This window comes from Leifsonia sp. NPDC014704, from assembly GCF_043083605.1.
Taxonomy (GTDB): domain Bacteria; phylum Actinomycetota; class Actinomycetes; order Actinomycetales; family Microbacteriaceae; genus Leifsonia.
This window is the reverse complement of sequence record NZ_JBIBYW010000001.1, coordinates 1,006,231-1,027,080: the sequence shown is the minus strand read 5'-3', so window position 1 is coordinate 1,027,080 and position 20,850 is coordinate 1,006,231. Positions and strand designations below refer to the sequence as shown.

The following is a 20,850-nucleotide window of genomic DNA, read 5'->3' as shown; positions in this document are numbered from 1 at the left end:
GAATGAACACCCCCATGCTCGGCGGTCAGGCCTTCAGCGGCGTTCAGGCGCCCGGTGCCCGCTACATCCTCCCCAGCTTCGAGGAGCGCACGGCGTACGGCTACAAGCGCCAGGACCCGTACGCGAAGCTCTTCGAGGACCGCATCATCTTCCTCGGTGTGCAGGTGGACGACGCGTCCGCCGACGACATCATGGCCCAGCTCCTCGTGCTCGAGAGCCAGGACCCTGACCGTGACATCGTCATGTACATCAACTCGCCCGGTGGCTCGTTCACCGCGATGACGGCGATCTACGACACGATGCAGTACATCCGTCCGCAGATCCAGACCGTCGTGCTCGGCCAGGCCGCCTCGGCCGCCGCCGTGCTGACGGCCGCCGGAACCCCCGGCAAGCGTCTCGCGCTGCCGAACGCCCGCATCCTCATCCACCAGCCCGCCGTCGGCGAGGCCGGTCAGGGGCAGGCGTCCGACATCGAGATCCAGGCCAACGAGATCATGCGCATGCGCACCTGGCTGGAGGAGACGCTGTCGAAGCACTCCAACCGCTCGGTGGAGCAGGTCAACAAGGACATCGACCGCGACAAGATCCTGTCGGCGGCCGAGGCCCTCGAGTACGGCCTGATCGACCAGGTGCTCACCAGCCGCAAGTCGCTTCCGGCGCTGGTCAAGTAACCAGCCGCACCCGCAACGGGGTGGTCGTCCGCACGGACGGCCACCCCGTTCGCGTGTCCGGGAGGCCATCTGCTGTGAGCAGAACCGCCGCGTGAACGAAAACGGCCGTGCTGCGCACCATTGTCGTCCGCACGGGTTAGGCTCGTCAGAACAGACCCGAAGAAGGAGGGGAGAGGGATGGCACGCATCGGGGAAAGCGCCGATCTGCTCAAGTGTTCCTTCTGTGGCAAGAGCCAGAAGCAGGTTCAGCAGCTCATCGCCGGTCCTGGCGTGTACATCTGCGACGAGTGCGTCGAGCTCTGCAACGAGATCATCGAGGAGCGGCTCGCCGAGGCGGGTGAGGAGGCGTCGAGCGAGTTCGACCTTCCGAAGCCCAAGGAGATCTTCGGGTTCCTGGAGGAGTACGTCATCGGCCAGGAGCAGGCCAAGCGCGCTCTGGCCGTCGCGGTGTACAACCACTACAAGCGCGTCCGCGCTCGGCAGAGCCTCACGGCCGCCGACACGATGGACGACGTCGAGATCGCGAAGTCGAACATCCTGCTGATCGGCCCCACCGGCTGCGGCAAGACGTACCTCGCCCAGACGCTGGCCCGGCGCCTCAACGTGCCGTTCGCCGTCGCCGACGCCACCGCCCTCACCGAAGCCGGCTACGTCGGAGAAGACGTCGAGAACATCCTCCTCAAGCTCATCCAGGCCGCCGACTACGACGTCAAGCGGGCCGAGACGGGCATCATCTACATCGACGAGGTCGACAAGATCGCCCGCAAGGCCGAGAACCCGTCGATCACGCGCGACGTCTCCGGCGAGGGCGTGCAGCAGGCGCTGCTGAAGATCCTCGAGGGCACGGTCGCCTCGGTCCCGCCTCAGGGCGGCCGCAAGCACCCGCACCAGGAGTTCATCCAGATCGACACGACGAACGTCCTGTTCATCGTGGCCGGCGCTTTCGCCGGGCTGGAGGAGATCATCTCCTCGCGTGCGGGCAAGAAGGGCATCGGTTTCGGCGCCCCGCTGCACTCCAAGGGCGACGACATCAACCTCTTCAGCGAGGTGCTGCCGGAAGACCTGCACAAGTTCGGTCTCATCCCCGAGTTCATCGGCCGCCTCCCGGTCGTGACGACGGTGACGCCGCTCGACCAGGATGCTCTCATGCAGATCCTGACCGAGCCGAAGAACGCCCTGGTGCGCCAGTACCAGCGCATGTTCGAGCTCGACGGCGTTCAGCTGGAGTTCGACCACGCAGCGCTCGAGGCGATCGCCGATCTCGCGGTTCTCCGCAAGACCGGCGCCCGCGGACTCCGCGCCATCATGGAGGAGGTGCTCGGCCCGATCATGTTCGAGGTGCCGTCCAGCTCCGAAGTGGCGCGTGTTGTCGTGACGAAGGAGGCGGTGCTCGAGAACGCGGCGCCGACTATCGTCCCGCACCGCCCGCGGCGCGAGGAGAAGTCGGCGTAAGCACCGGCTGCTTGATCAGCATCTCCGGCGCCTTCGTCACCAGCAGCCACGCGGGCAGCACGGCGAGGCACAGGATCGGCAAGATGAGCAGGTTCTGCGTGACCGCGACGCCGATGAAGATCGCGATCCAGCCGTCGCGAGCGATCGCCAGCGTCAGCCCGAGTACACCCGCGGCGACGGCGATCTGCAGCGGCACGGCGGGCACCAGGGCGTTCGCGAGCGTCCCGACGGCCGCGCCGATGAACACGGCAGGGAAGATGCGACCGCCCCGGAACCCGGCTCCGGCGGCCACCAGCAGCGCAGCCAGCTTGACCACGAGGATGAGCGCCAGCTGTCCGGCGGTGTAGTCACCCCGCGAGGTGACCAGCTGGTTCATCTGCGTCAGCCCCTTGAAGAGCGTGACGGGGCCGCCCAGCGCGCCCAAACCACCCAGCACCGCGCCGCCGATCAGCGTCATCAGCAGCGGATGACGAAGAGCGTGGAAGCCGCGGTGGATCAGCGGGAACAGGTACACCCCGACGAGCCCCACCGCGGTGGCGAGCACCGCGATGATGAGTGCCGCCAGCACGTCCCACCCGGTGATCGTCGTGTACGCGGGCATCGGGATGGCGAAATGCGGATGCGCCAAGAAGGTCATCGTCAGCGAGCCGGCCGCCGCCGAGACCAGCGGCAGGAACAGCTTGTCCCAGAGCGCGCCGCCGCCCTTCACCGCCGCGACCATCCCGGTGAACACCAGGGCCGCAGCGACCGGCGTGCCGAACAGGGCCCCGATGGTGCCGGATGCGGCCATCATCAGCACCAGCTGCACTGGCACGGCCTTCCAGAGGCGGCCGACGAGCGCGACCATCAGGCTGATGTTGATCGCGATGATCGGGTTCTCCGGCCCCAGGCTGACACCGCCGGCGAGGCCCAGGATGGCGGCCAGCGCCAGCGACGGCACCACCGCGGGGCGCAGGGGAGGAGCAACGAGTTCCGTCGTCGCCGAGTCCGGGCCCGCGTGCCCGGGAACCAGCCAGACCGTCAGCCCCACCGCGGCACCGGTCACGGTGAGGACGGCGAAGATCCACCACCCCGACGACGGGTCGATCCCGAGGGCTTTCGGGAGGTTCGTCCACACGCCATCTTCGATCAGGCCGGCCAGTGACTCGATCGCCCACAGGGCGAGAGCGCTGAACACGCCGACGACGACGGCCGGGATGCTGAGGAGGACGAGTTGGCGGACGGACGGCGCTGCGAGTTCCGGCTGCGTGGCTGTCATGGCCACCCCCTCTCGACTGGGCTCAGCGCTCGAATGGGCTCGGCGCTCGACTGGGCTCAGCACTCGACTGGGCTCAGCGCTCGAATGGGCTCAGCGTAGAGGGTGGCCGGTGAGGCGGGCTAGGCTCAGTTGTCCAGCCCGCGGCGCTTCAGCAACGGGTCGATCTCGGCATCGCGGCCACGGAAATCGCGGTACGCGTCGAGCGGGTCCTTCGACCCGCCGACGCCCAGCAGCCGCGACCGGAACCGGTCGCCGTTCGCACGCGTGAGGCCGCCGTTCTCGCGGAACCACTCCACCGTGTCGGCGTCGAGTACCTCGCTCCAGATGTAGGAGTAGTACCCGGCGTCGTAGCCGCCCGAGAACGTGTGGGCGAAGTAGGTGCTGGCGTACCTCGGCGGGACGGCCGGGTTGTCGAGCCCGACGTCCGCGAGCGCGCGCGACTCGAACGCCGTGACGTCGTCGACCGTGTCGTCGGCGGTGATCCGGTGCCAGGCCTGGTCGAGCAGCGCGGCCCCCAGGTACTCGCTGGTCGCGAAGCCCTCGTTGAAGCCCTCGGCAGCGTGGAGCTTGTCGACCAGCTCCTGCGGCATCCGCTCGCCCGTCTGGAAGTGAACGGCGTAGTTCTCGAGCACCTCGGGCCACAGCATCCACATCTCGTTGACCTGGCTCGGGAACTCGACGAAGTCGCGGAACACGTTCGTGCCGGCGAACCGCGGATAGGTCACCCGCGCGAAGAGGCCGTGCAGCGCGTGCCCGAACTCATGGAAGAGGGTGTTCGTCTCGTCGTAAGTCAGCAGCGTCGGCTCCCCGGCGGCCGGCTTCGGCACGTTGAGGTTGTTCACGACGACTGTGGGGGTGTCGAGCAGGGCGGACTGCGAGATGAGGGGATTCATCCACGCGCCGCCGCGCTTCGAGTCACGCGTATAGAGGTCCAGGATGTACAGGCCGAGCTCGGAGCCGTCCTCGTTGCGGGCCTCGAACACGCGGGCGTCGGGGTGGTAGGCGACGAGGTCGGGACGCTCGGTGAAGCTGATGCCGTAGAGCCGGTTCGCCGCGTAGAAGACGCCGTCGCGCAGCACGCGCTCCGCCTCGAAGTAGGGGCGCATCGCGGCGAAGTCGACGTCGAACTTCTCGGCGCGCACCTTGCCGGTGAGGTAGGCCCAGTCCCAGGCCTCCACGGTCTCGTCGTCGCCGAGCTGGCGCTGCAGGTCCGCCTGCTCGGCACGGGCGTTGCGCGCGGCCGGCGGTGCCAGGCGGCCGAGCATGTCGGCGACGGCCTCGGGCGTGCGGGCGGTCTGGTCGGCGGTGACGTAGGCGGCGTGCGTGTCGAAGCCGAGCAGGCGTGCGCGTTCGGCACGCAGGCGAGTGATCTCCAGCACCAGGTCGCGGTTGTCGTTGTCGCCGCCGCGGATGCCGCGGGCGCGGGATGCGGCCATGATCCGCTCCCGGCTCTCGCGCCGGGTGAGGTCGGCCAGCCACGGGTGGCCGGTGGGCAGGACGAGGGTGACCACGAACTTGCCCTCCAGCCCGCGCTCGGCGGCGGCCTGCGCTGCGGCGGACAGCTCGCCCTCGCCGAGGCCGTCGAGCTCCTCGGCGCTGTCGAAGACGACCGCGAGGTTGTTGGTGTCGGCGAGCAGGTTCTTCTCGAAGCGTGTGGTCAAGGTCGAGAGCCGCTGGTTGTACTCGCGCAGGCGCTCCTTGTCGGCGTCGTCGAGGCCGGCGCCCGCGAGGGTGAACTCGGTGTAGTAGCGCTCGACGAGGTAGCGCGACTCCGGGTCGAGGCCGAGCTCGTCGAGCTGCTCGTGGAGGGAGGCGATGCGCGCGTAGAGGGCGGGGTTCAGCCGGATCGCGTCCTGGTGGGCGGCCAGGCGCGGTGCCATCTCCTCCTCCAGGGCGTTCGTGAAGTCGGTGCTGTCGCTGGAGCTCTTGTTGAAGAAGACCTCCGCGACGCGCAGGAGCGTCTGGCCGGATCGCTCGAGCGGAAGCATCGTGTTCTCGAAGGTCGCGGGCTCGTCAGTGGCGACGATCGCGTCGATCTCGGCCAGCTGCTCCTCGAAACCGCGTTCGAACGCGGGCCGGTAGTGCTCATCCCGGATCTCGGCGAACGGCGGCAGCTGGTAGGGGAGGGTGGTGGGGGTGAGGAAGGGATTCGCGGTCTCGGCCATTGCTCCAGCCTAGACAACGGCCGCTCCCCGACAAAGAAATGATTGCAAAGAGTAAATTGCAAAGAAGTGCTTGCAAAGAAGTCTTTGCACTTGTATTCTTGACGCATGGCGAACGAAGAGCAGCGCGAGCAGACCGAACCCGGCGGTGTCGTAGGCGGCGCCTCCCGCTACGAGGAGGCGCTCGGCATGGCGGCGCTGCGTGCGCTGGCGCATCCCCTCCGCGTCGAGCTCATGAACGAGCTGTCCGACTTCGGCCCGGCGACCGCGAGCATGCTCGCCGAGCGTCTGGGGGAGTCGAGCGGCGCAACCAGCTACCACCTCCGTCAGCTCGCGAAGCACGACATCATATTCGAGGACACCGAGCGCGGTTCCGGCCGGGAGCGCTGGTGGCGCATGGCCCCCGGCGGTGTGACCATCGGCTCCGCCGAGACGCTGGCGACGCCGGCCGGCCGCGAGGCAAGCGAACTGATCTCACTCGGCTGGCAGCAGAACAACGAACGCCGCCTCGCTGCGTTCCTGCGTCGCGGCCTCGACACCTTCGGGTTCGAATGGATGGAGTCGAGCACCCTGTCGACGTCGCATCAGGAACTCACGCGCGAGCAGCTGGCCGAGTTCGGCCGCGAGTACTACGTGCTGCAGGAGCGCCTCCGCGAGAAGTGGAAGGCCGAGAACACGGAGGTCGAGAAGGCCGGAGGCGAGGTCGCCGACCGCAAGCGGGTCCAGATCCAGTTCAACGCGTTCCCGCTGGTGGAGCAGGAGGACCGCTGATGTCCGCATCCGCATCCGCTGCCACGGCCGCATCGCCGGCGCGCACGCCCCTCGGCGCCGGGTTCAGCCGGTTGTGGACCGCCGCGATCGCCAGCAACCTGGCCGACGGTCTCGGCCGCACGGCCGTCCCGCTGATCGCCACGACGCTGACGCGCGACCCGGCCCTGATCGCGGGCGTGAGTGCCGTGGCGTTCCTGCCGTGGCTGCTGTTCGGCATCCCTGCGGGCATGCTGCTCGACCGTGTCGACCGGCGCGTCGCCATGGCGGCGGCCAACTCGCTGCGATTCGCCGTCGCTGCCGTGCTCGCCATCCTGATCACCACCGACGCCCTCACGATCTGGCTGCTGTACGCGTGCGTGCTGGCGTTCGGGCTGGGGGAGACCGTCTTCGACAACGCGACGTCGACCGTCGTCCCCGCACTCGTCTCGCGCGACCAGCTGGATCGAGCGAACGGGCGGATGCAGTCGGCCGAGATCACCATCCAGAACTTCATCGCCACTCCGGTCGCGGGCTTCCTGTTCGCCGTGGCGATCGTCTTGCCGATCTGGCTCACCGGCGCCGGCTTCCTGGTCGCGGGGATGCTGGCCCTGAGCATCCCGGCGGCCGCCGCCCACGCGGCGCACCGCGGGGAGGCGGGAACGGCCGAGCCGCGGCCGACGCTCTCGGCGGTCGTCGGCTTCCTGTGGCAGCAGCGGTTCCTGCGCTGGATGATCCTGCTCACCTCGACCACGGCATCCGCTCTGGCGTTCGCTCAGGGGAGCGTCGTGCTCCTGCTGCTGCAGACATTCTCCGTGCCGGCCGCCCTGGTCGGCGTGGTCACCGCGGCCGTCGGAGTGGGGGCGCTCATCGGCGCGCTGGTCTCGAGCCGTTTCGTCGAGCGGTTCGGCCGCGGCCGCGTGATGTTCTGGGCGATCCTCGTCAGCGGGGTCGGCATCCTCGGCGTCGGCATCACCGCCAACGTATTCATCGCGATCGCCGCCTACGCGGTGGGCGCCTTCGGGGTCGCCGTCTGGAACGTCCCGTGGGGCGCGCTCCGCCAGGCGATCATCCCGAACGCCATGCTCGGGCGCGCACTCGGCATCGTCCGCACGCTCGGCTGGGGCCTGACCCCCATCGCCACCGTCCTGGGCGGCTTCGTCGCCCGCATCGACCTCCGGCTGCCGTTCGTCATCGGCGGCGGCGTGGTGGTCGTCCTGACGCTCGTCGCGTCGCGCCTGATCCTGTCGGCGTCCGCCCAGACCCCGGCCCACGAACCCGTCCCGGAAGGACAACCCTCATGACCACCGTCCTGGTCGCGCCGTACCGCCCGTTCACCCACCGCGTCGCCCTGCGGGTCGGCACCGCCCTCACCGCGTGGGGCGCCCGTCCGCTGCCCCGCGGGCTCCGCCACGCCGACCGCGTTGCGCTCATCGAGCGTACGCGCGACGCGGCCGCACACACGCTGCCGCAGCTGCCGCGCTGAACTGCCTCGCTGAGTGCAAGTGCGCTGACCGCCCGGGTCAGGCCTCGTCGTAGTCGGACGCGTCGGCCTCGATCGTCTGCGTGATCGTGGCCGAGTCCTCCTGGGCGTTGTAACGGATCTCGGTGCCGTCGTCGAGCGTGACGACCGGCTTGCCCTCCAGCCAGGTGAGCGTCCAGCTCCAGCCGGTCGTCTCCACATCGGTGGCGACGAGCTCCTCCTCGACGGTCTGGACGGCGTATGCCACGACCTCCGGCAGGGAGGCGGGAGGCTGCTCGCCGACCGCCCAGCGCGTTCCGAGCTGCATCAGGCGCGTCCCGCCTCGACGCGGGCGGACGCCAGGTCGATCTCGTACGTCACCCAGGACGTCCGGCTCGCGATCTGGTCGTAGAGCTTCTGTGCCGCCGAGTTGTCCTGCGCGGTGATCCACTGCACGACACCGAGCCCGCGCTCCTCGGCGAGGGACCGGGCCTTCTGAATGAGCGCACCGCCGACGCCCTTGCCGCGCTCCTCCTCGACGACGAACAGGTCGTCGAGGAACAGTCCGCGGTCGCCCTCGAGCGGACGGGCGAACTCGCGCACGTGGGCGAGCCCGACGATGCGGTCGCCGTCGACGGCGACGTAGCCGTCCTCCTCGTGGTCGTCGGCGGTGAGCCACGACCACAGGACCAGGGCCTTCTGGTCCGTCAGCTGGGTGTCGTAGAACTCGGCGTACTGGGCGTACACATCGAGCCAGGCGAAGAAATCGCCGTCCTTGACCGGTCGAACCTCGATCGACATGGATTCCTCCGTTCGCGTTTCGCGCCCGGTCGCGAGACCGGTGCGTGTACCGACCATATAACGGTCACGTTCAGGGGACGAGGTCGTAGGTGACCCACTTGGTCTTCTCAGCGAACCTGTCGTAGAGGCGCCGAGCGGTCTCGTTGTCCTTCGCCGTGATCCACCGGACGACCGACAGGCCGCGGTCCTTGGCGCTCGCGCGCAGGGCCTCCAGCAGGGCGGAGCCGGCTCCGGCGCCGCGGGCGTCGGGGCTCACGAACAGGTCGTCGAGGTACAGGCCCTTGCTGCCGTCGAGGGGGCGGACGAACTCGCGCACATGCGCCAGGCCGATCGGCGTGTCCTCCTCGTCGACGGCGAAGTACGCCTCCAGCTCGTTGTCCGGGTCCGAGATCCAGCTCCACACGAGCAGGGCCTTCTCGTCGGTGATGGGGCGCTCGTAGAACTCGCCGTAGCCTGCGTAGAGGTCGAGCCAGGTGAAGAACTCGTTGTCTCGTACGCGCCGGACGGTCGCGGTCATCGTTCCTCCTCGCTCGGGGCTGCGGCGAGCAGGATATCGGTCACCTGCAGCTCGTCGGCGGAGGCGAACCGCAGGTCGGCGATTCTGCCGACAGAGCGGAGGTCGCCCGCAGCGGATTCGACGGCAGCGATCTCGACGGCCGGGCCGGCGATGACGGCCGAGTCGACCGGCGTGCGCTGGGACGCCTTGGCGGCCGTCTTGGCACCGCGGATGCCGGTCAGGGCGCGACCGACGATGGCGAGGACCTCACGGTCCGCGCTCCAGTCGAGCGCGACCTCCCGGGCCTCGGGCCACGGCGCCACGTGCACCGAGCCCTCCTCGGACCAGCTCCACGCCTCTTCCGCCGCGAAGGGCAGCACGGGGGCGAACAGCCGGAGGAACGCGGAGAGCGCGACGCGCAGGGCGACGACGGCGGAGGCCTGCTCCTCACCGGCCTCCCCGTAGGCGCGCTCCTTCACGAGCTCCAGGTAGTCGTCGCAGAAGGTCCAGAAGAACGGCTCCACGATCTCCAGCGCCCGGGAGTGCTCGTAGTTCTCGAGCGCGGCTGTCGCGTCCGCCACGACCCCGGCGAGGTTCTGCAGCATGCTGCGGTCGAGCGGGCTCGTCACCCGGTCGAGCTCGAGCGAGGCGGGCGCGTCGAAGCCGAGGATGAACTTCGCCGCGTTGAGCAGCTTGATCGCCAGCCGGCGGCCGATTTTGATCTGCGTCGGGTTCTGCGGGTCGAACGCCGCGTCGGTGCCGAGCTTGCTCGACGCCGCCCAGTACCGCACCGCGTCGGAGCCGTGCTTCTCGAGGATGTCGGCGGGCGTCACCACGTTGCCTTTCGACTTTGACATCTTCTTGCGGTCGGGGTCGACGATGAAGCCGGAGAGGGCGGCGTTGCGCCACGGAGCCACGTCCGCCTCCAGCTTCGCCCGCAGCAGGGTCGAGAACAGCCAGGTGCGGATGATGTCCTGCCCCTGGGGCCGCAGGTCGAACGGGAAGACGGCGTCGAACAGCTCCGGATCGCGCATCCACCCGCCCGCCAGCTGCGGAGTGAGCGAGGAGGTCATCCACGTGTCCATCACGTCGTGCTCGCCGACGAAGCCGTCGGCCTGACCGCGCTGCGCCTCGTCGAAGCCGGGCGCGGTGTCGGACGACGGGTCGACCGGCAGCATCTCCTCCGTTGGGAGGATCGGCTCGTCGAAGAGCGGGTTGCCGTCCGCATCGAGCGGGTACCAGACCGGGATCGGCACACCGAAGAACCGCTGGCGCGAGATCAGCCAGTCGCCGGTGAGGCCGTTGACCCAGTTCTCGTAGCGGACGCGCATGAAGTCGGGGTGCCAGTCGATCTCGCGACCCAGTTCGATGAGCCGGGCGCGCAGCTCCTCGTCGCGGGCGCCGTTCTTCACGTACCACTGGCGGGTGGAGACGATCTCGAGCGGCTTGTCGCCCTTCTCGAAGAACTTCACCGGGTGCTGGATGGGCTTGGGATCGCCCTCCAGGTCTCCGGACGCGCGCAGCAGCTCGACGACCGCCTGCTTGGCCGAGAACACCGTCTTGCCGGCCAGCTGGGCGTAGGCCTCCTTGCCGGCCTCCGACGTGATCGCCGCGGGCGGCTCGGGGAGGATGCGACCGTCGAAGCCGATGATCGCCCGGTTCGGGAGATCGAGTTCGCGCCACCAGGTGACGTCGGTGACATCGCCGAAAGTGCAGATCATGGCGATGCCCGATCCCTTGTCCGGCTGGGCGAGGTGGTGGGCGACGACCGGGACCTCGACGTCGAACAGCGGAGTGCGGACGGTGGTGCCGAACAGCGGCTTGTATCGCTCGTCGTCGGGATGCGCCACCAGCGCCACACAGGCGGGAAGGAGTTCCGGGCGGGTGGTCTCGATGTAGACCGGGCCGTCGGCGCCGTGGAAGGCGACGCGGTGGTAGGCGCTCGGCTGCTCGCGGTCCTCCAGCTCGGCCTGCGCGACGGCGGTGCGGAAGGTGATGTCCCACAGGGTCGGCGCCTGCGCCTGGTACGCCTCACCGCGCTCGATGTTGCGGAGGAAGGCCAGCTGGGAGGTGCGGATCGAGTCGCGCCCGATGGTGCGGTAGGTCTGCGACCAGTCCACCGAGAGGCCGAGGGTGCGCCAGAGCGCCTCGAACTGCTTCTCGTCCTCTTCGGTCAGCCGCTCGCACAGCTCGATGAAGTTGCGGCGCGAGATCGGCTTCTGGTCGGCCGCCTTGGTGCTCTTGTTGTCGCCGCCCTCGAAGGGCGGCGTGAAGTCCGGCTCGTAGGGGAGCGACGGGTCGCAGCGCACGCCGTAGTAGTTCTGAACGCGGCGCTCGGTGGGCAGGCCGTTGTCGTCCCATCCCATCGGGTAGAAGACCGTGCGGCCGCGCATGCGCTGGAAGCGTGCGATCACGTCGGTGTGCGTGTAGCTGAAGACGTGGCCGATGTGCAGCGACCCAGAGGCCGTCGGCGGCGGCGTGTCGATCGAGTAGACGCCGTCGCGGCCGGCGGCGAGAGCGCCATCGCGGTCGAACTCGAACGTGCCGTCCTGCTGCCAGCGGTCACCCCACTTCGACTCGAGACCTTCCAGTGCGGGCTTGTCCGGTACGCGAGGGGCGGGCGTGTTCTCGCTCATAGAGGTCCTCCGAGTCGATATGTGCGGCACCGTGTCCACGGGGTGCCTGAGTGTGGGATCCCCTCCAGAGTACCGAACCTCGGGTACGAACGCGTCAGACCTCGTCGATGATGGGCTTCCGCCGAGCCGCGAGAAGGGCCGCGACGAGGGTGATCAGCGACATGACGGCGAGCACGATGCCGGGGTGCCACCAGGCGTTGCCGGTGGCCTTGCCGAAGACCAGCGTGAGCGCCGGGACGAACGACGTGAGCAGCGCCGCGAGGCTGTACGCGACCGACAGCCCGCTGTAGCGCACCTCGCTCGGGAAGAGGTCCGACATGAGCCCGCCGAGGCCCGCCCACGACAGGGTGGGCAGGATGCCGCCGATGATCATGCTGCCGACGAGGATCGCGAACGACGCGGACTGCAGCAGGAAGTACATCGGGAAGGCGACGATCAGCGTTCCGACCGCGCCGATGGCGACGACCTTCGCCGAGCCGATCCGGGTCGCCCAGAGGCCGAACAGCGGGATGGTGACCAGCTGAAGCAGACCGCCGATGGTCGTGGCGACCAGCAGGTCCTGGTACTTGAAGCCCAGCACCGAGGTGCCGTAGTCGACCATGTAGGTGTTCATCAGCGAGTAGGAGCCGATGCCGAGCACCGCAGCGCCGATCCCGATGACGAAGCCCGAAGGCGCCTTGCGGAAGACGTCGATCACCGGGAAGCGGTCGCGCGTTCCCGTCTCGAGCAGCTTGCGGAACACCGGCGTCTCGTCGATCGACCACCGCAGGTAGAGCGACACGAGCAACAGTGGGAACGCCGTCAGGAAGGGGATGCGCCATCCCCAGGCGGCGATGTCCGCGGTCGACATGCTGAGGGTGAGGACGATGAACACCACCGCGCTCAGGATGGAGCCCACGGGCGAGCCCAACTGGGGGAGAGCCGCGTAGAAGCCGCGACGCTTCGGGTTGGCGTACTCGGTGGCCAGCAGGATGGAGCCGCCCCATTCGCCGCCGACCGAGAAGCCCTGCAGCAGGCGCAGCAGCACGATCGCGATCGCCCCGAACCAGCCGGCCGCCGCGTATGTCGGGAGCAGTCCGACCAGGCCGGTGCTCAATCCCATGATGAGGATGGTGATGAGCAGGGTCGGGCGGCGTCCGATCCGGTCGCCCAGGTTGCCGAACACGACAGCGCCGATCGGGCGGATGACGAAGCCGGCGGCGATGGCGAGGAACGCGGCCAGTGCTCCACCGAAGGCACCGAGGGGCGCGAAGAAGAGGGGGCCGACGAAGAAGGCCGCGAAGTACGCATAGAGGTAGAAGTCGTACGACTCGAGCGCCGTGCCGACGAACGAGGCGATGGTGACGCGGCGTGCGGTGCCGGGGGTGATGCCCGGGCGATCGGTCTCGCTGCGGACGGGGCTGGTGGTGGTTGTCACGGGTGTCCTTCAGAACGGATTAATATGTGGACCGGGTCCAATAATGGCACGAGAAGGGAACGCGAGATGGCTCTGCAGCATTCCCCGCGTTCGTCCAGCTCCGGTCGGCCCCGCTCCTCATCCCGCGAAATGCTGGCCGAGGCGGCCGCCGAACTCTTCCTCGAGCAGACCTACACGGGAACCACGGTCGACGACATCGCGCGGCGCGCCGGCGTCAGCCGGGCCACCTTCTTCAACTACTTCGGGTCAAAGAGCGACCTGCTGTGGCTGGAGGTCGACGAGGCGCTCGCCGCATTCGACACGACGCTCGCGTCCGTGCCGGCCGAGCTGGCGCCGATGGAGGCGGTGCTCGACGCGGTCACGCGCCTCGCCGACACCTTCGGCCCGGGCCGCCTGCCGCTCGCCGTGACCCAGGTGGACCTGATGGGCACCGATGCGGAGCTGCAGGCCTCCGCCCTCCCACGGTTCCTCGCGCTCGTGCGCAGCCTCCAGGCGTTCATCGCGGGCCGGGCGACGCTCGGCGGCGACGCGCTGCTCCCGCGCGCGGCAGCCACTGCGGTCGTGGGAGCCGCCGTCTCGGCGGCAACAGCGTGGGCGCGCGCCGGCGTCCGCCGCGGGGCCCTCACCCCGCTCGTCCGGACGGCCGTCGCTCCGGTCTGCCGCGGCTACGCCTCCGCGCTCTGAGGTGCTCGGCCCCTCGCGACGCACTTCGTCGCGAAGTGCACGTAGTTGCGGTCTCGGGCGGCGTGTCGACCGCCACAGGCTGCACTTCACGGAAAGCCGGACGCGGAGGGGCGTGGAGCGGATAAGATGGAGGGCACAGGCATAGATCCGGGTATCGCCGGGGAGCTTTCGGAAGAACGGCGGCCGCGCGAGCGGCGCTCAGTAGAACCGAACGGGGCCGGCCCGTCATAGCCGAAGAATGAGAGGCCCTTTCCGCCACCGGCGGCGGGTGGGGCAAGCGGGGTGGTACCGCGACGGGCGCGCGAGCGTCCGGCGTCCTCGTCCAGCACGAGAACCTGCCAGGAGTGAGATGCCGTACCCCAAGTCCGCGCCGGACTCGCCTGACGACGGCGAGCAGCGCCCCGAAGTCACGCCGAGCCCCGTCTTCCCGGAGATCGAGACCGACGTCCTGAAGTTCTGGGACAAGGACGGGACCTTCCGCGCCTCCATCGAGAACCGCGCCGACGCCGAGGAGTGGGTCTTCTACGACGGCCCGCCGTTCGCCAACGGCCTCCCGCACTACGGCCACCTGCTGACCGGGTACGCGAAGGATGTCTTCCCGCGCTTCCAGACGATGCGCGGCAAGAAGGTGGAGCGCCGCTTCGGCTGGGACACGCACGGCCTGCCCGCCGAGCTCGAGGCCGAGCGGCAGCTGGGCATCACCGACAAGAGCCAGATCGAGGAGATGGGCCTCGCCGCGTTCAACCAGGCGGCGAAGGATTCGGTGCTCCGGTACACCCGCGAATGGCGCGAGTACGTCACCCGTCAGGCGCGCTGGGTCGACTTCGACAACGACTACAAGACGCTCGACACCACGTACATGGAGTCGGTGATCTGGGCGTTCAAGCAGCTGCACGAGATGGGTCTCGCCTACGAGGGCTACCGCGTGCTGCCGTACTGCTGGCGCGACCAGACCCCACTGTCCAACCACGAGCTGCGGATGGACGACGACGTCTACAAGATGCGTCAGGACCAGACCGTGACGGTCACATTCCCGCTGGTCGGCGAGAAGGCCGAGGTGCTCGGGCTCACCGGCGTGCGGGCGCTCGCCTGGACGACGACGCCGTGGACGCTGCCCACCAACTTCGCGCTCGCGGTCGGTCCCGACATCGAGTACGCCGTGCTGCCCTCCGGACCGAACGGCGCCGCCGACTCGTACGGCGACCCGGACCAGGAGGTGCTGAGCGGCCGCTACCTGCTGGCGAAGGATCTCGTCGGCAACTACGCAAAGGATCTCGGCTACGAGTCGCCCGCCGACGCGGTGGCCGCGATCACCGGCACACTGCGCGGTTCCGAGCTCGAAGATGTGGAGTACGACCGGCTCTGGGACTACTACGCCGACACCGAGAAGTGGGGCACGCAGAACGCGTGGCGCATCCTCGTCGACGCCTACGTGACGGTCGAGGACGGCACCGGCATCGTGCACCAGGCGCCTGCCTACGGCGAGGACGACCACCGGGTCACGGAGAAGGCCGGCATCCCGGTCATCATCTCGGTGGACGACGGCGGACGCTTCCTCTCCGACGTGCCCGATGTCGCCGGCCTGCAGGTGTTCGACGCGAACAAGCCGCTGACCCGTCTGCTCAAGGAGCAGGGCCGGCTGCTGCGCCAGGCGAGCTACGAGCACTCGTACCCGCACTGCTGGCGCTGCCGCAATCCCCTCATCTACAAGGCGGTGTCGAGCTGGTTCGTGCGCGTCACCGACTTCCGCGACCGGATGGGCGAGCTCAACCAGGAGATCACCTGGGTTCCCGAAAACGTCAAGGACGGCCAGTTCGGCAAGTGGCTCGCCGGTGCCCGCGACTGGTCGGTGTCGCGCAACCGCTACTTCGGGTCGCCCATCCCGGTGTGGAAGAGCGACGACCCCGCCTACCCGCGGGTCGACGTCTACGGGTCGCTCGAGGAGCTGGAGCGCGACTTCGGCCGCCTGCCGCTGAACGCCGCGGGAGAGCCGGATCTGCACCGCCCGTTCATCGACGAGCTCACGCGCCCGAACCCGGACGACCCGACCGGCCGATCCACCATGCGCCGCATCCCGGATGTGCTCGATGTGTGGTTCGACTCCGGATCGATGCCGTTCGCCCAGGTGCACTACCCGTTCGAGAACCGCGACTGGTTCGACAGCCACAACCCGGCCGACTTCATCGTCGAGTACATCGGGCAGACGCGCGGCTGGTTCTACCTGCTGCACACCCTCGCGACGGCGCTGTTCGACCGCCCGGCCTTCAAGAACGTCATCAGCCACGGCATCGTGCTCGGCAGTGACGGGCAGAAGATGTCGAAGTCGCTCCGCAACTACCCGGACGTCAACGAGGTCTTCGACCGCGACGGCTCCGACGCGATGCGCTGGTTCCTGATGTCGAGCCCCGTGCTGCGCGGCGGCAACCTGGTGGTCACCGAGGAGGGCATCCGCGAGGGCGTCCGTCAGGTGCTGCTGCCGCTGTGGAACACCTGGTACTTCTTCTCTCTGTACGCCAACGCGAGCGGGTACGAGGCGAAGCGCTCGACCGCGTCCACCGATGTGCTCGACCGCTACCTCCTCGCCAAGACGCGCGACCTGGTGGAGGCCGTGACCGCCGACCTGGAGGCCCTGGACTCGACCCTCGCCGCCGCGAAGCTGCGTGACTTCGCCGACGTGCTCACCAACTGGTACGTGCGCCGGTCGCGCGACCGGTTCTGGGAGGGCGTCGGCGAGGATGGCAGCGGTACCGAGGCGTTCGACACTCTCTACACCGTGCTCGAGACCGTGACCCGCGTCGCCGCGCCCCTCCTGCCGCTCATCAGCGAGCGCATCTGGAAGGACCTCACCGGCGGCCGCAGCGTCCACCTCACCGACTGGCCGGCGGCCGCCGAGTTCCCGGCGGACGACGCCCTGGTGGATGCGATGGACCGCATCCGCGCCATCAGCTCCACCGCGCTGTCGCTGCGCAAGCAGGCCGGCAAGCGCGTCCGGCTGCCGCTGGCCTCGCTCACCGTCGTAGCGCACGACGCCGCCGCGCTGGCCCCGTTCGAGGGCATCCTGCGCGACGAGCTCAACGTGAAGGCGGTCGAGCTGGTCGAGCTGCAGGACGACAGCGCTGCGCACTACGGCATCACGAGCAAGCTGACCGTGAACGCCCGCGCGGCCGGTCCGCGACTCGGCAAGCAGGTGCAGCAGGTCATCCAGGCCGCCCGGGCCGGTGACTGGACGGAGACCGACGGTGTGGTCACCGTCGGCGGCGTCGAGCTGGTCGAGGGGGAGTACGACCTCGTGCTCGAGACCGCGGCCGACGGCGACGGGAGCTCGGCGCTGGCGCTGCTCGCCGGCGGCGGGTTCGTCCTGCTCGACACCGCGACCACCCCGGAGCTCGAGGCGGAGGGACTCGCACGCGACATCATCCGCGCTGTGCAGGACACCCGGAAGGCGGCCGGACTCGACGTCAGCGACCGGATCCGGCTCGCCCTGACGTTCGAGCACGAGGACGACGCGCGCGCGCTCGACCTCGCCGGCGACGTCGACATCGCGACCGAGACGCTGGCCCTGGCGGTGCAGGTGTCGGCCGCGGGAGCATCGACACGGGAGGAGCCCGCGTACGAGCAGCAGTTCGGCGCCGGGCAGTTCGCTAACGCCGGGGCGTTCACCGTCGGCGTCACCAAGCTGAACGAGGAGGAGTCGTGACCGACGAGGACGACTACCGCGACCGCGCCGAGGCCGTCTACCAGGCGCTGCTCGCCCGGGTCGGCGAGGGAGCGCCCGAGCGGCGGCTCGACGCCACCCGCCGTGCGGTGGAGCTGCTGGGCGACCCGCAGCGCGCGTACCCGATCATCCACGTCACCGGCACCAACGGGAAGACGTCCACCAGCCGCATCGCCGAGAGCTTGCTGCGGGCCTACGGGCTGCGCACCGGACTGCTCACGAGTCCGCACCTCGTGCGCTTCAACGAGCGCATCGTCATCGACGGCGAGCCGATCGAGGACGAGGCGCTCGTGCGGAACTGGGAGGACATCAGCCCGTACCTGGAGATCGTGGATGCGGAGCTGACCGAGTCGGGCAAGGCGCCGCTGACGTTCTTCGAGGCGCTGACGGCCCTGGCCTTCGCCGCGTTCGCCGACGCACCCGTCGACGTCGCGGTGATCGAGGTCGGCATGGGCGGCGAGTGGGACTCTACGAACGTCGGAGACGGCCAGGTGGCCGTATTCACCCCGATCGCCCTCGACCACACGAAGGCGCTCGGCGACACCGTCGAGGAGATCGCGCGCACCAAGTCGGGGATCGTGAAGCCGTCGGCCGACCTCGTGTCCTCCGCGCAGACTCCCGAGGCCGACCGGGTGCTGCGGGATGCCGCGCTGCTCACCGAGTCGACCTTCGCCGAGCAGCCGGGCGACTTCGATGTCGCATCGACCCGCGTCGCCGTCGGCGGACAGCTGGTGACCGTCCGCGGGCGTGCAGCCACCTATGAGGACGTCTTCCTCCCGCTCTACGGAGACCACCAGGCGCAGAACGCGGCCGTCGCCGTGGCAGCGGTCGAGACGTTCCTGGGGCGCGGTACCCAGCCGCTCAATCCCGCGCTCGTCGAGGAGGGGTTTGCCACGGCCACGTCCCCCGGCCGCCTGCAACTGATCGGTATCGAGCCGAGCATCCTCGTCGACGCCGCGCACAATCCCGCGGGCGCTGAGGTGCTCGCCGAAGCCCTGCGCACGTACTTCGACTTCGACGAGATCACCTTCGTCGTCGGCATCCTGGGCGACAAGGATGCGCGCGGCGTCATCCGAGCGCTCGCGCCGGTCGCCACGCAGTTCTTCGTCACGCGTCCCGACTCGGAGCGGGCGCGGGAGGCGGAGGACCTCGGCGACCTGGTGCGCGAGGAGGTGGGCGACGAGGCGACCATCGTCTACTCGGACCCCATCGACGCGCTCGAGTCCGCCCGCGACTGGGCGGGCGAGGAGGGCCGCCGCGCGGTGGTCGTGGCCGGCAGCATCGTGCTGGTCGGCCAGGCCATGGCGTACGCCGAGGAGCAGGAGTGGAAGAAGGCGGCGACGTGACCGACGCCGGATCCGCGGGCGACGCGCCCGAGCAGCAGCCCCCGCGAGGCGGGCGAGCCGGGCGCCCGCGCCGTCAGCGATCGCTCCGCGAGCTCCTCGGGTCGATCGTCCTCGGCTTCGAGCTGCTCGTGGTCTTCCTCGGCGCGCTGGTGCTGTTCGGCCTGGGCTCGCTGCCCGCCGCCGTCGCCCTCGGCGGAGGAGCCGCCCTGATCGTCCTGATGATCGTCGCGATCGGGCTGCTGCGGAACACCGTCGGCATCGTGCTCGGCTGGATCGTCCAGGTCGTCATCGTCGCGGCCGGCCTCCTCGTCCCCGCCTTCTTCATCGTCGGCGCGATCTTCACCGCCATGTGGGCGTACTGCATGATCGCCGCCGCACGCATCGACCGAAACAACCGGGCCGCGGCTTCCGCGGCCGACAATGGAACGGAGAACCCATGACCAGTGCCGTCGAAGAGACCCTCGTCCTCATCAAGCCGGATGGAGTGGCCCGCGGGCTGACCGGTGAGATCCTGCGCCGGATCGAGGCGAAGGGCTATTCGCTCGTCGACCTGCGGATGCTGCAGGCCGACCGCGAACTGCTCGCGCAGCACTACGCCGAGCACGAGGGCAAGCCGTTCTACGAGCCGCTGGTCGAGTTCATGGAGTCGGGCCCGATCGTGGCCATCCGCCTCGCGGGCAACCGCGTGATCGAGGGCTTCCGCTCCCTCGCCGGCGCCACCGACCCGACGACCGCGCTCCCGGGCACCATCCGCGGCGACCTCGCCCGCGACTGGGGCCTCAAGGTGCAGCAGAACCTCGTGCACGGCTCCGACTCGCCCGAGTCGGCGCAGCGCGAACTCGGCCTCTGGTTCGGCTGAGCCGACACGCTGCACGAAAGGGAGGCATCCCCGGCCGGCTGAGCCGCGGACGCCTCCCTTTCGCGCATCCACCGGTGTGTCGCGCCGGAAGACCTCCGTTTCCCGCCGCCTTCTCTTGCGCGCGGAAAGGGAGGCGCATCGGTCAGGCGCGCTGGGGAAGCGCAGCGAACGGAGGGATTTTCCGAGAAGGAGTGCCCGGAATGCCTCCGTTTCTCGCGCTGCTTCCCACGAAGCAGACGAGGAGGTGACGCGCCGCCGCCGGTCGGAGAGCGTCCGGACGGAGAGTAGGCGGTCCGGCGGTCCGGCGGTCCGGCCAAGCGGACCGATCAGGCGATCAGATCAGACGAAGGCGCGGTGGATCCAGTCGAGCTGGATCTGAGCCAGGATCGCGACGATCGCGTAGCAGACGATGGTGATCAGCGGCACCCAGCCGTACAGCGTGCGGAACACGCGACGCGCGCGCTCCGGGACGGGGATGTTGCCCTCCTTGAGGTTGTAGAGGGTCACCGCCCAGAAGGTCGGGATGGTCACGAGCCAGGTCACCATGCACCAGGGGCACAGCACGTTGAGCACGGTGATGGACTGCGTGATCAGGAAGATGACGAGCACCAGCGCGAGCAGCACGCCCACGTTGAACGCGATCCAGTACCAGCGGGCGAAACGCCCACGGTTCGCCAGGAGGCCGGCGCCGACGGCGATCGTGGCCGTCCAGCCGCCGAGCCCGAGGAGCGGGTTCGGGAAGCCGAGCAGCGATCCCTGCCAGGAGTTCAGATTCTTGGCGCAACCGACCAGCACCGAGAAGTTGCAGGAGAGCTGCGCGTTCGGATCTTCCAGGAGGTGGAACTTGTCCACGGTGAGCATGAACGCCGCCCATACTCCGATGAGTCCGGCGATGATCAGGAAGACGGCGAGAGCGGTCGGGCGGCGGTAGGAAACCTCGGCGGGGCTGTCTGGCACCCTCGGATTATGGCATGACGCCTGCGTGTCGTCCTGGGAGGAGACTCGGGTGGACCCGCGCCCGTGCGATAATCGTTGCAGCAGTCGTCCCGGCCGAGGCCGGGAGCACCGACAGAAGGCTTGAGGGCGCCCTGAGCGTCCGTGAAAAATGCCGGCCGTGGCCGGTGGAGAACATGAGCCGGATGCA

Annotated in this window: 18 protein-coding genes; 10 read left to right on the top strand and 8 right to left on the bottom strand. The window is 69.2% G+C overall.

Translation table 11 applies throughout. The features are described 5' to 3' along the window. The first annotated feature begins 2 nt into the window (after positions 1-2). Together ACF1AJ_RS04995 and clpX are read left to right on the top strand one after the other, a co-directional pair. Positions 3-671: an ATP-dependent Clp protease proteolytic subunit gene (locus ACF1AJ_RS04995; RefSeq protein WP_018190794.1), complete on the top strand. Its 669-nt coding sequence runs from the start codon at positions 3-5 to the stop codon at positions 669-671. 177 nt (positions 672-848) lie between these two features. Next, on the top strand, positions 849-2,123 hold the full coding sequence (gene clpX / locus ACF1AJ_RS04990; RefSeq protein WP_089911448.1) for an ATP-dependent Clp protease ATP-binding subunit ClpX: 1,275 nt from the start codon (positions 849-851) through the stop codon (positions 2,121-2,123). Here the strand turns inward: clpX and ACF1AJ_RS04985 are convergent. Further along, positions 2,080-3,381: an ion channel protein gene (locus ACF1AJ_RS04985; RefSeq protein ID WP_391506363.1), complete on the bottom strand. Its 1,302-nt coding sequence runs from the start codon at positions 3,379-3,381 to the stop codon at positions 2,080-2,082. The two genes, clpX and ACF1AJ_RS04985, sit on opposite strands and share 44 nt — an antisense overlap. 125 nt (positions 3,382-3,506) lie before the next feature. Further along, a complete protein-coding gene (locus ACF1AJ_RS04980; protein ID WP_391506362.1) occupies positions 3,507-5,546 on the bottom strand; it encodes a M3 family metallopeptidase in 2,040 nt (679 codons plus the stop codon). A 105-nt stretch (positions 5,547-5,651) separates the two neighbouring features. Here ACF1AJ_RS04980 and ACF1AJ_RS04975 point away from each other — a divergent pair, with 105 nt between their 5' ends. The 3 genes from ACF1AJ_RS04975 to ACF1AJ_RS04965 are packed head-to-tail and all read left to right on the top strand — an operon-like array spanning position 5,652 to position 7,776. Further along, positions 5,652-6,314 (top strand): ArsR/SmtB family transcription factor, encoded by a 663-nt coding sequence (locus ACF1AJ_RS04975; protein WP_391506361.1) that lies wholly within the window; start codon positions 5,652-5,654, stop codon positions 6,312-6,314. After that, positions 6,314-7,594 (top strand): MFS transporter, encoded by a 1,281-nt coding sequence (locus tag ACF1AJ_RS04970; protein WP_391506360.1) that lies wholly within the window; start codon positions 6,314-6,316, stop codon positions 7,592-7,594. The genes ACF1AJ_RS04975 and ACF1AJ_RS04970 overlap by 1 nt, the downstream gene beginning before the upstream one ends. Next, positions 7,591-7,776 (top strand): hypothetical protein, encoded by a 186-nt coding sequence (locus ACF1AJ_RS04965; protein ID WP_391506359.1) that lies wholly within the window; start codon positions 7,591-7,593, stop codon positions 7,774-7,776. The genes ACF1AJ_RS04970 and ACF1AJ_RS04965 overlap by 4 nt, the downstream gene beginning before the upstream one ends. A 37-nt stretch (positions 7,777-7,813) precedes the next feature. On the opposite strand, the gene ACF1AJ_RS04960 is transcribed toward ACF1AJ_RS04965, so the two are convergent. The 5 genes from ACF1AJ_RS04960 to ACF1AJ_RS04940 all read right to left on the bottom strand — a co-directional run bounded on the left by ACF1AJ_RS04960 (position 7,814) and on the right by ACF1AJ_RS04940 (position 13,102). Beyond that, a complete protein-coding gene (locus ACF1AJ_RS04960) occupies positions 7,814-8,080 on the bottom strand; it encodes a hypothetical protein (protein ID WP_018190801.1) in 267 nt (88 codons plus the stop codon). Then, positions 8,080-8,553: a GNAT family N-acetyltransferase gene (locus tag ACF1AJ_RS04955; RefSeq protein WP_391506358.1), complete on the bottom strand. Its 474-nt coding sequence runs from the start codon at positions 8,551-8,553 to the stop codon at positions 8,080-8,082. Before ACF1AJ_RS04955 ends, ACF1AJ_RS04960 begins: the two co-directional genes overlap by 1 nt. A 70-nt stretch (positions 8,554-8,623) precedes the next feature. After that, entirely contained in the window at positions 8,624-9,070 is a 447-nt protein-coding gene (locus tag ACF1AJ_RS04950; RefSeq protein ID WP_309859125.1) for a GNAT family N-acetyltransferase, read from the bottom strand. Beyond that, entirely contained in the window at positions 9,067-11,685 is a 2,619-nt protein-coding gene (valS, locus tag ACF1AJ_RS04945; RefSeq protein ID WP_391506357.1) for a valine--tRNA ligase, read from the bottom strand. Before valS ends, ACF1AJ_RS04950 begins: the two co-directional genes overlap by 4 nt. Before the next feature lie 94 nt (positions 11,686-11,779). Next, positions 11,780-13,102 (bottom strand): MFS transporter, encoded by a 1,323-nt coding sequence (locus ACF1AJ_RS04940; protein ID WP_391506356.1) that lies wholly within the window; start codon positions 13,100-13,102, stop codon positions 11,780-11,782. Between the two features lie 66 nt (positions 13,103-13,168). On the opposite strand from ACF1AJ_RS04940, the gene ACF1AJ_RS04935 reads away from it, so the two are divergent. The 5 genes from ACF1AJ_RS04935 (at position 13,169) to ndk (ending at position 19,706) form a co-directional block, all read left to right on the top strand. Continuing rightward, positions 13,169-13,786 carry a TetR/AcrR family transcriptional regulator gene (locus tag ACF1AJ_RS04935; protein WP_391506355.1) on the top strand — a complete coding sequence of 206 codons (618 nt, stop codon included), beginning with the start codon at positions 13,169-13,171 and terminating at the stop codon, positions 13,784-13,786. 349 nt (positions 13,787-14,135) lie between these two features. Beyond that, on the top strand, positions 14,136-17,483 hold the full coding sequence (gene ileS, locus ACF1AJ_RS04930; protein ID WP_391506354.1) for an isoleucine--tRNA ligase: 3,348 nt from the start codon (positions 14,136-14,138) through the stop codon (positions 17,481-17,483). Next, positions 17,480-18,847, top strand: a complete 1,368-nt coding sequence (locus tag ACF1AJ_RS04925) for a bifunctional folylpolyglutamate synthase/dihydrofolate synthase (RefSeq protein WP_391506353.1) — start codon at positions 17,480-17,482, stop codon at positions 18,845-18,847. Before ileS ends, ACF1AJ_RS04925 begins: the two co-directional genes overlap by 4 nt. Beyond that, a complete protein-coding gene (locus ACF1AJ_RS04920; protein WP_391506352.1) occupies positions 18,844-19,287 on the top strand; it encodes a DUF4233 domain-containing protein in 444 nt (147 codons plus the stop codon). The genes ACF1AJ_RS04925 and ACF1AJ_RS04920 overlap by 4 nt, the downstream gene beginning before the upstream one ends. After that, positions 19,284-19,706: a nucleoside-diphosphate kinase gene (gene ndk / locus ACF1AJ_RS04915; RefSeq protein WP_309859138.1), complete on the top strand. Its 423-nt coding sequence runs from the start codon at positions 19,284-19,286 to the stop codon at positions 19,704-19,706. Before ACF1AJ_RS04920 ends, ndk begins: the two co-directional genes overlap by 4 nt. Before the next feature lie 339 nt (positions 19,707-20,045). Here the strand turns inward: ndk and ACF1AJ_RS04910 are convergent, their stop codons facing one another. After that, positions 20,046-20,663, bottom strand: coding sequence for a vitamin K epoxide reductase family protein (locus ACF1AJ_RS04910; protein WP_391506351.1), 618 nt, complete (start codon positions 20,661-20,663; stop codon positions 20,046-20,048). Positions 20,664-20,850 lie beyond the last annotated feature (187 nt).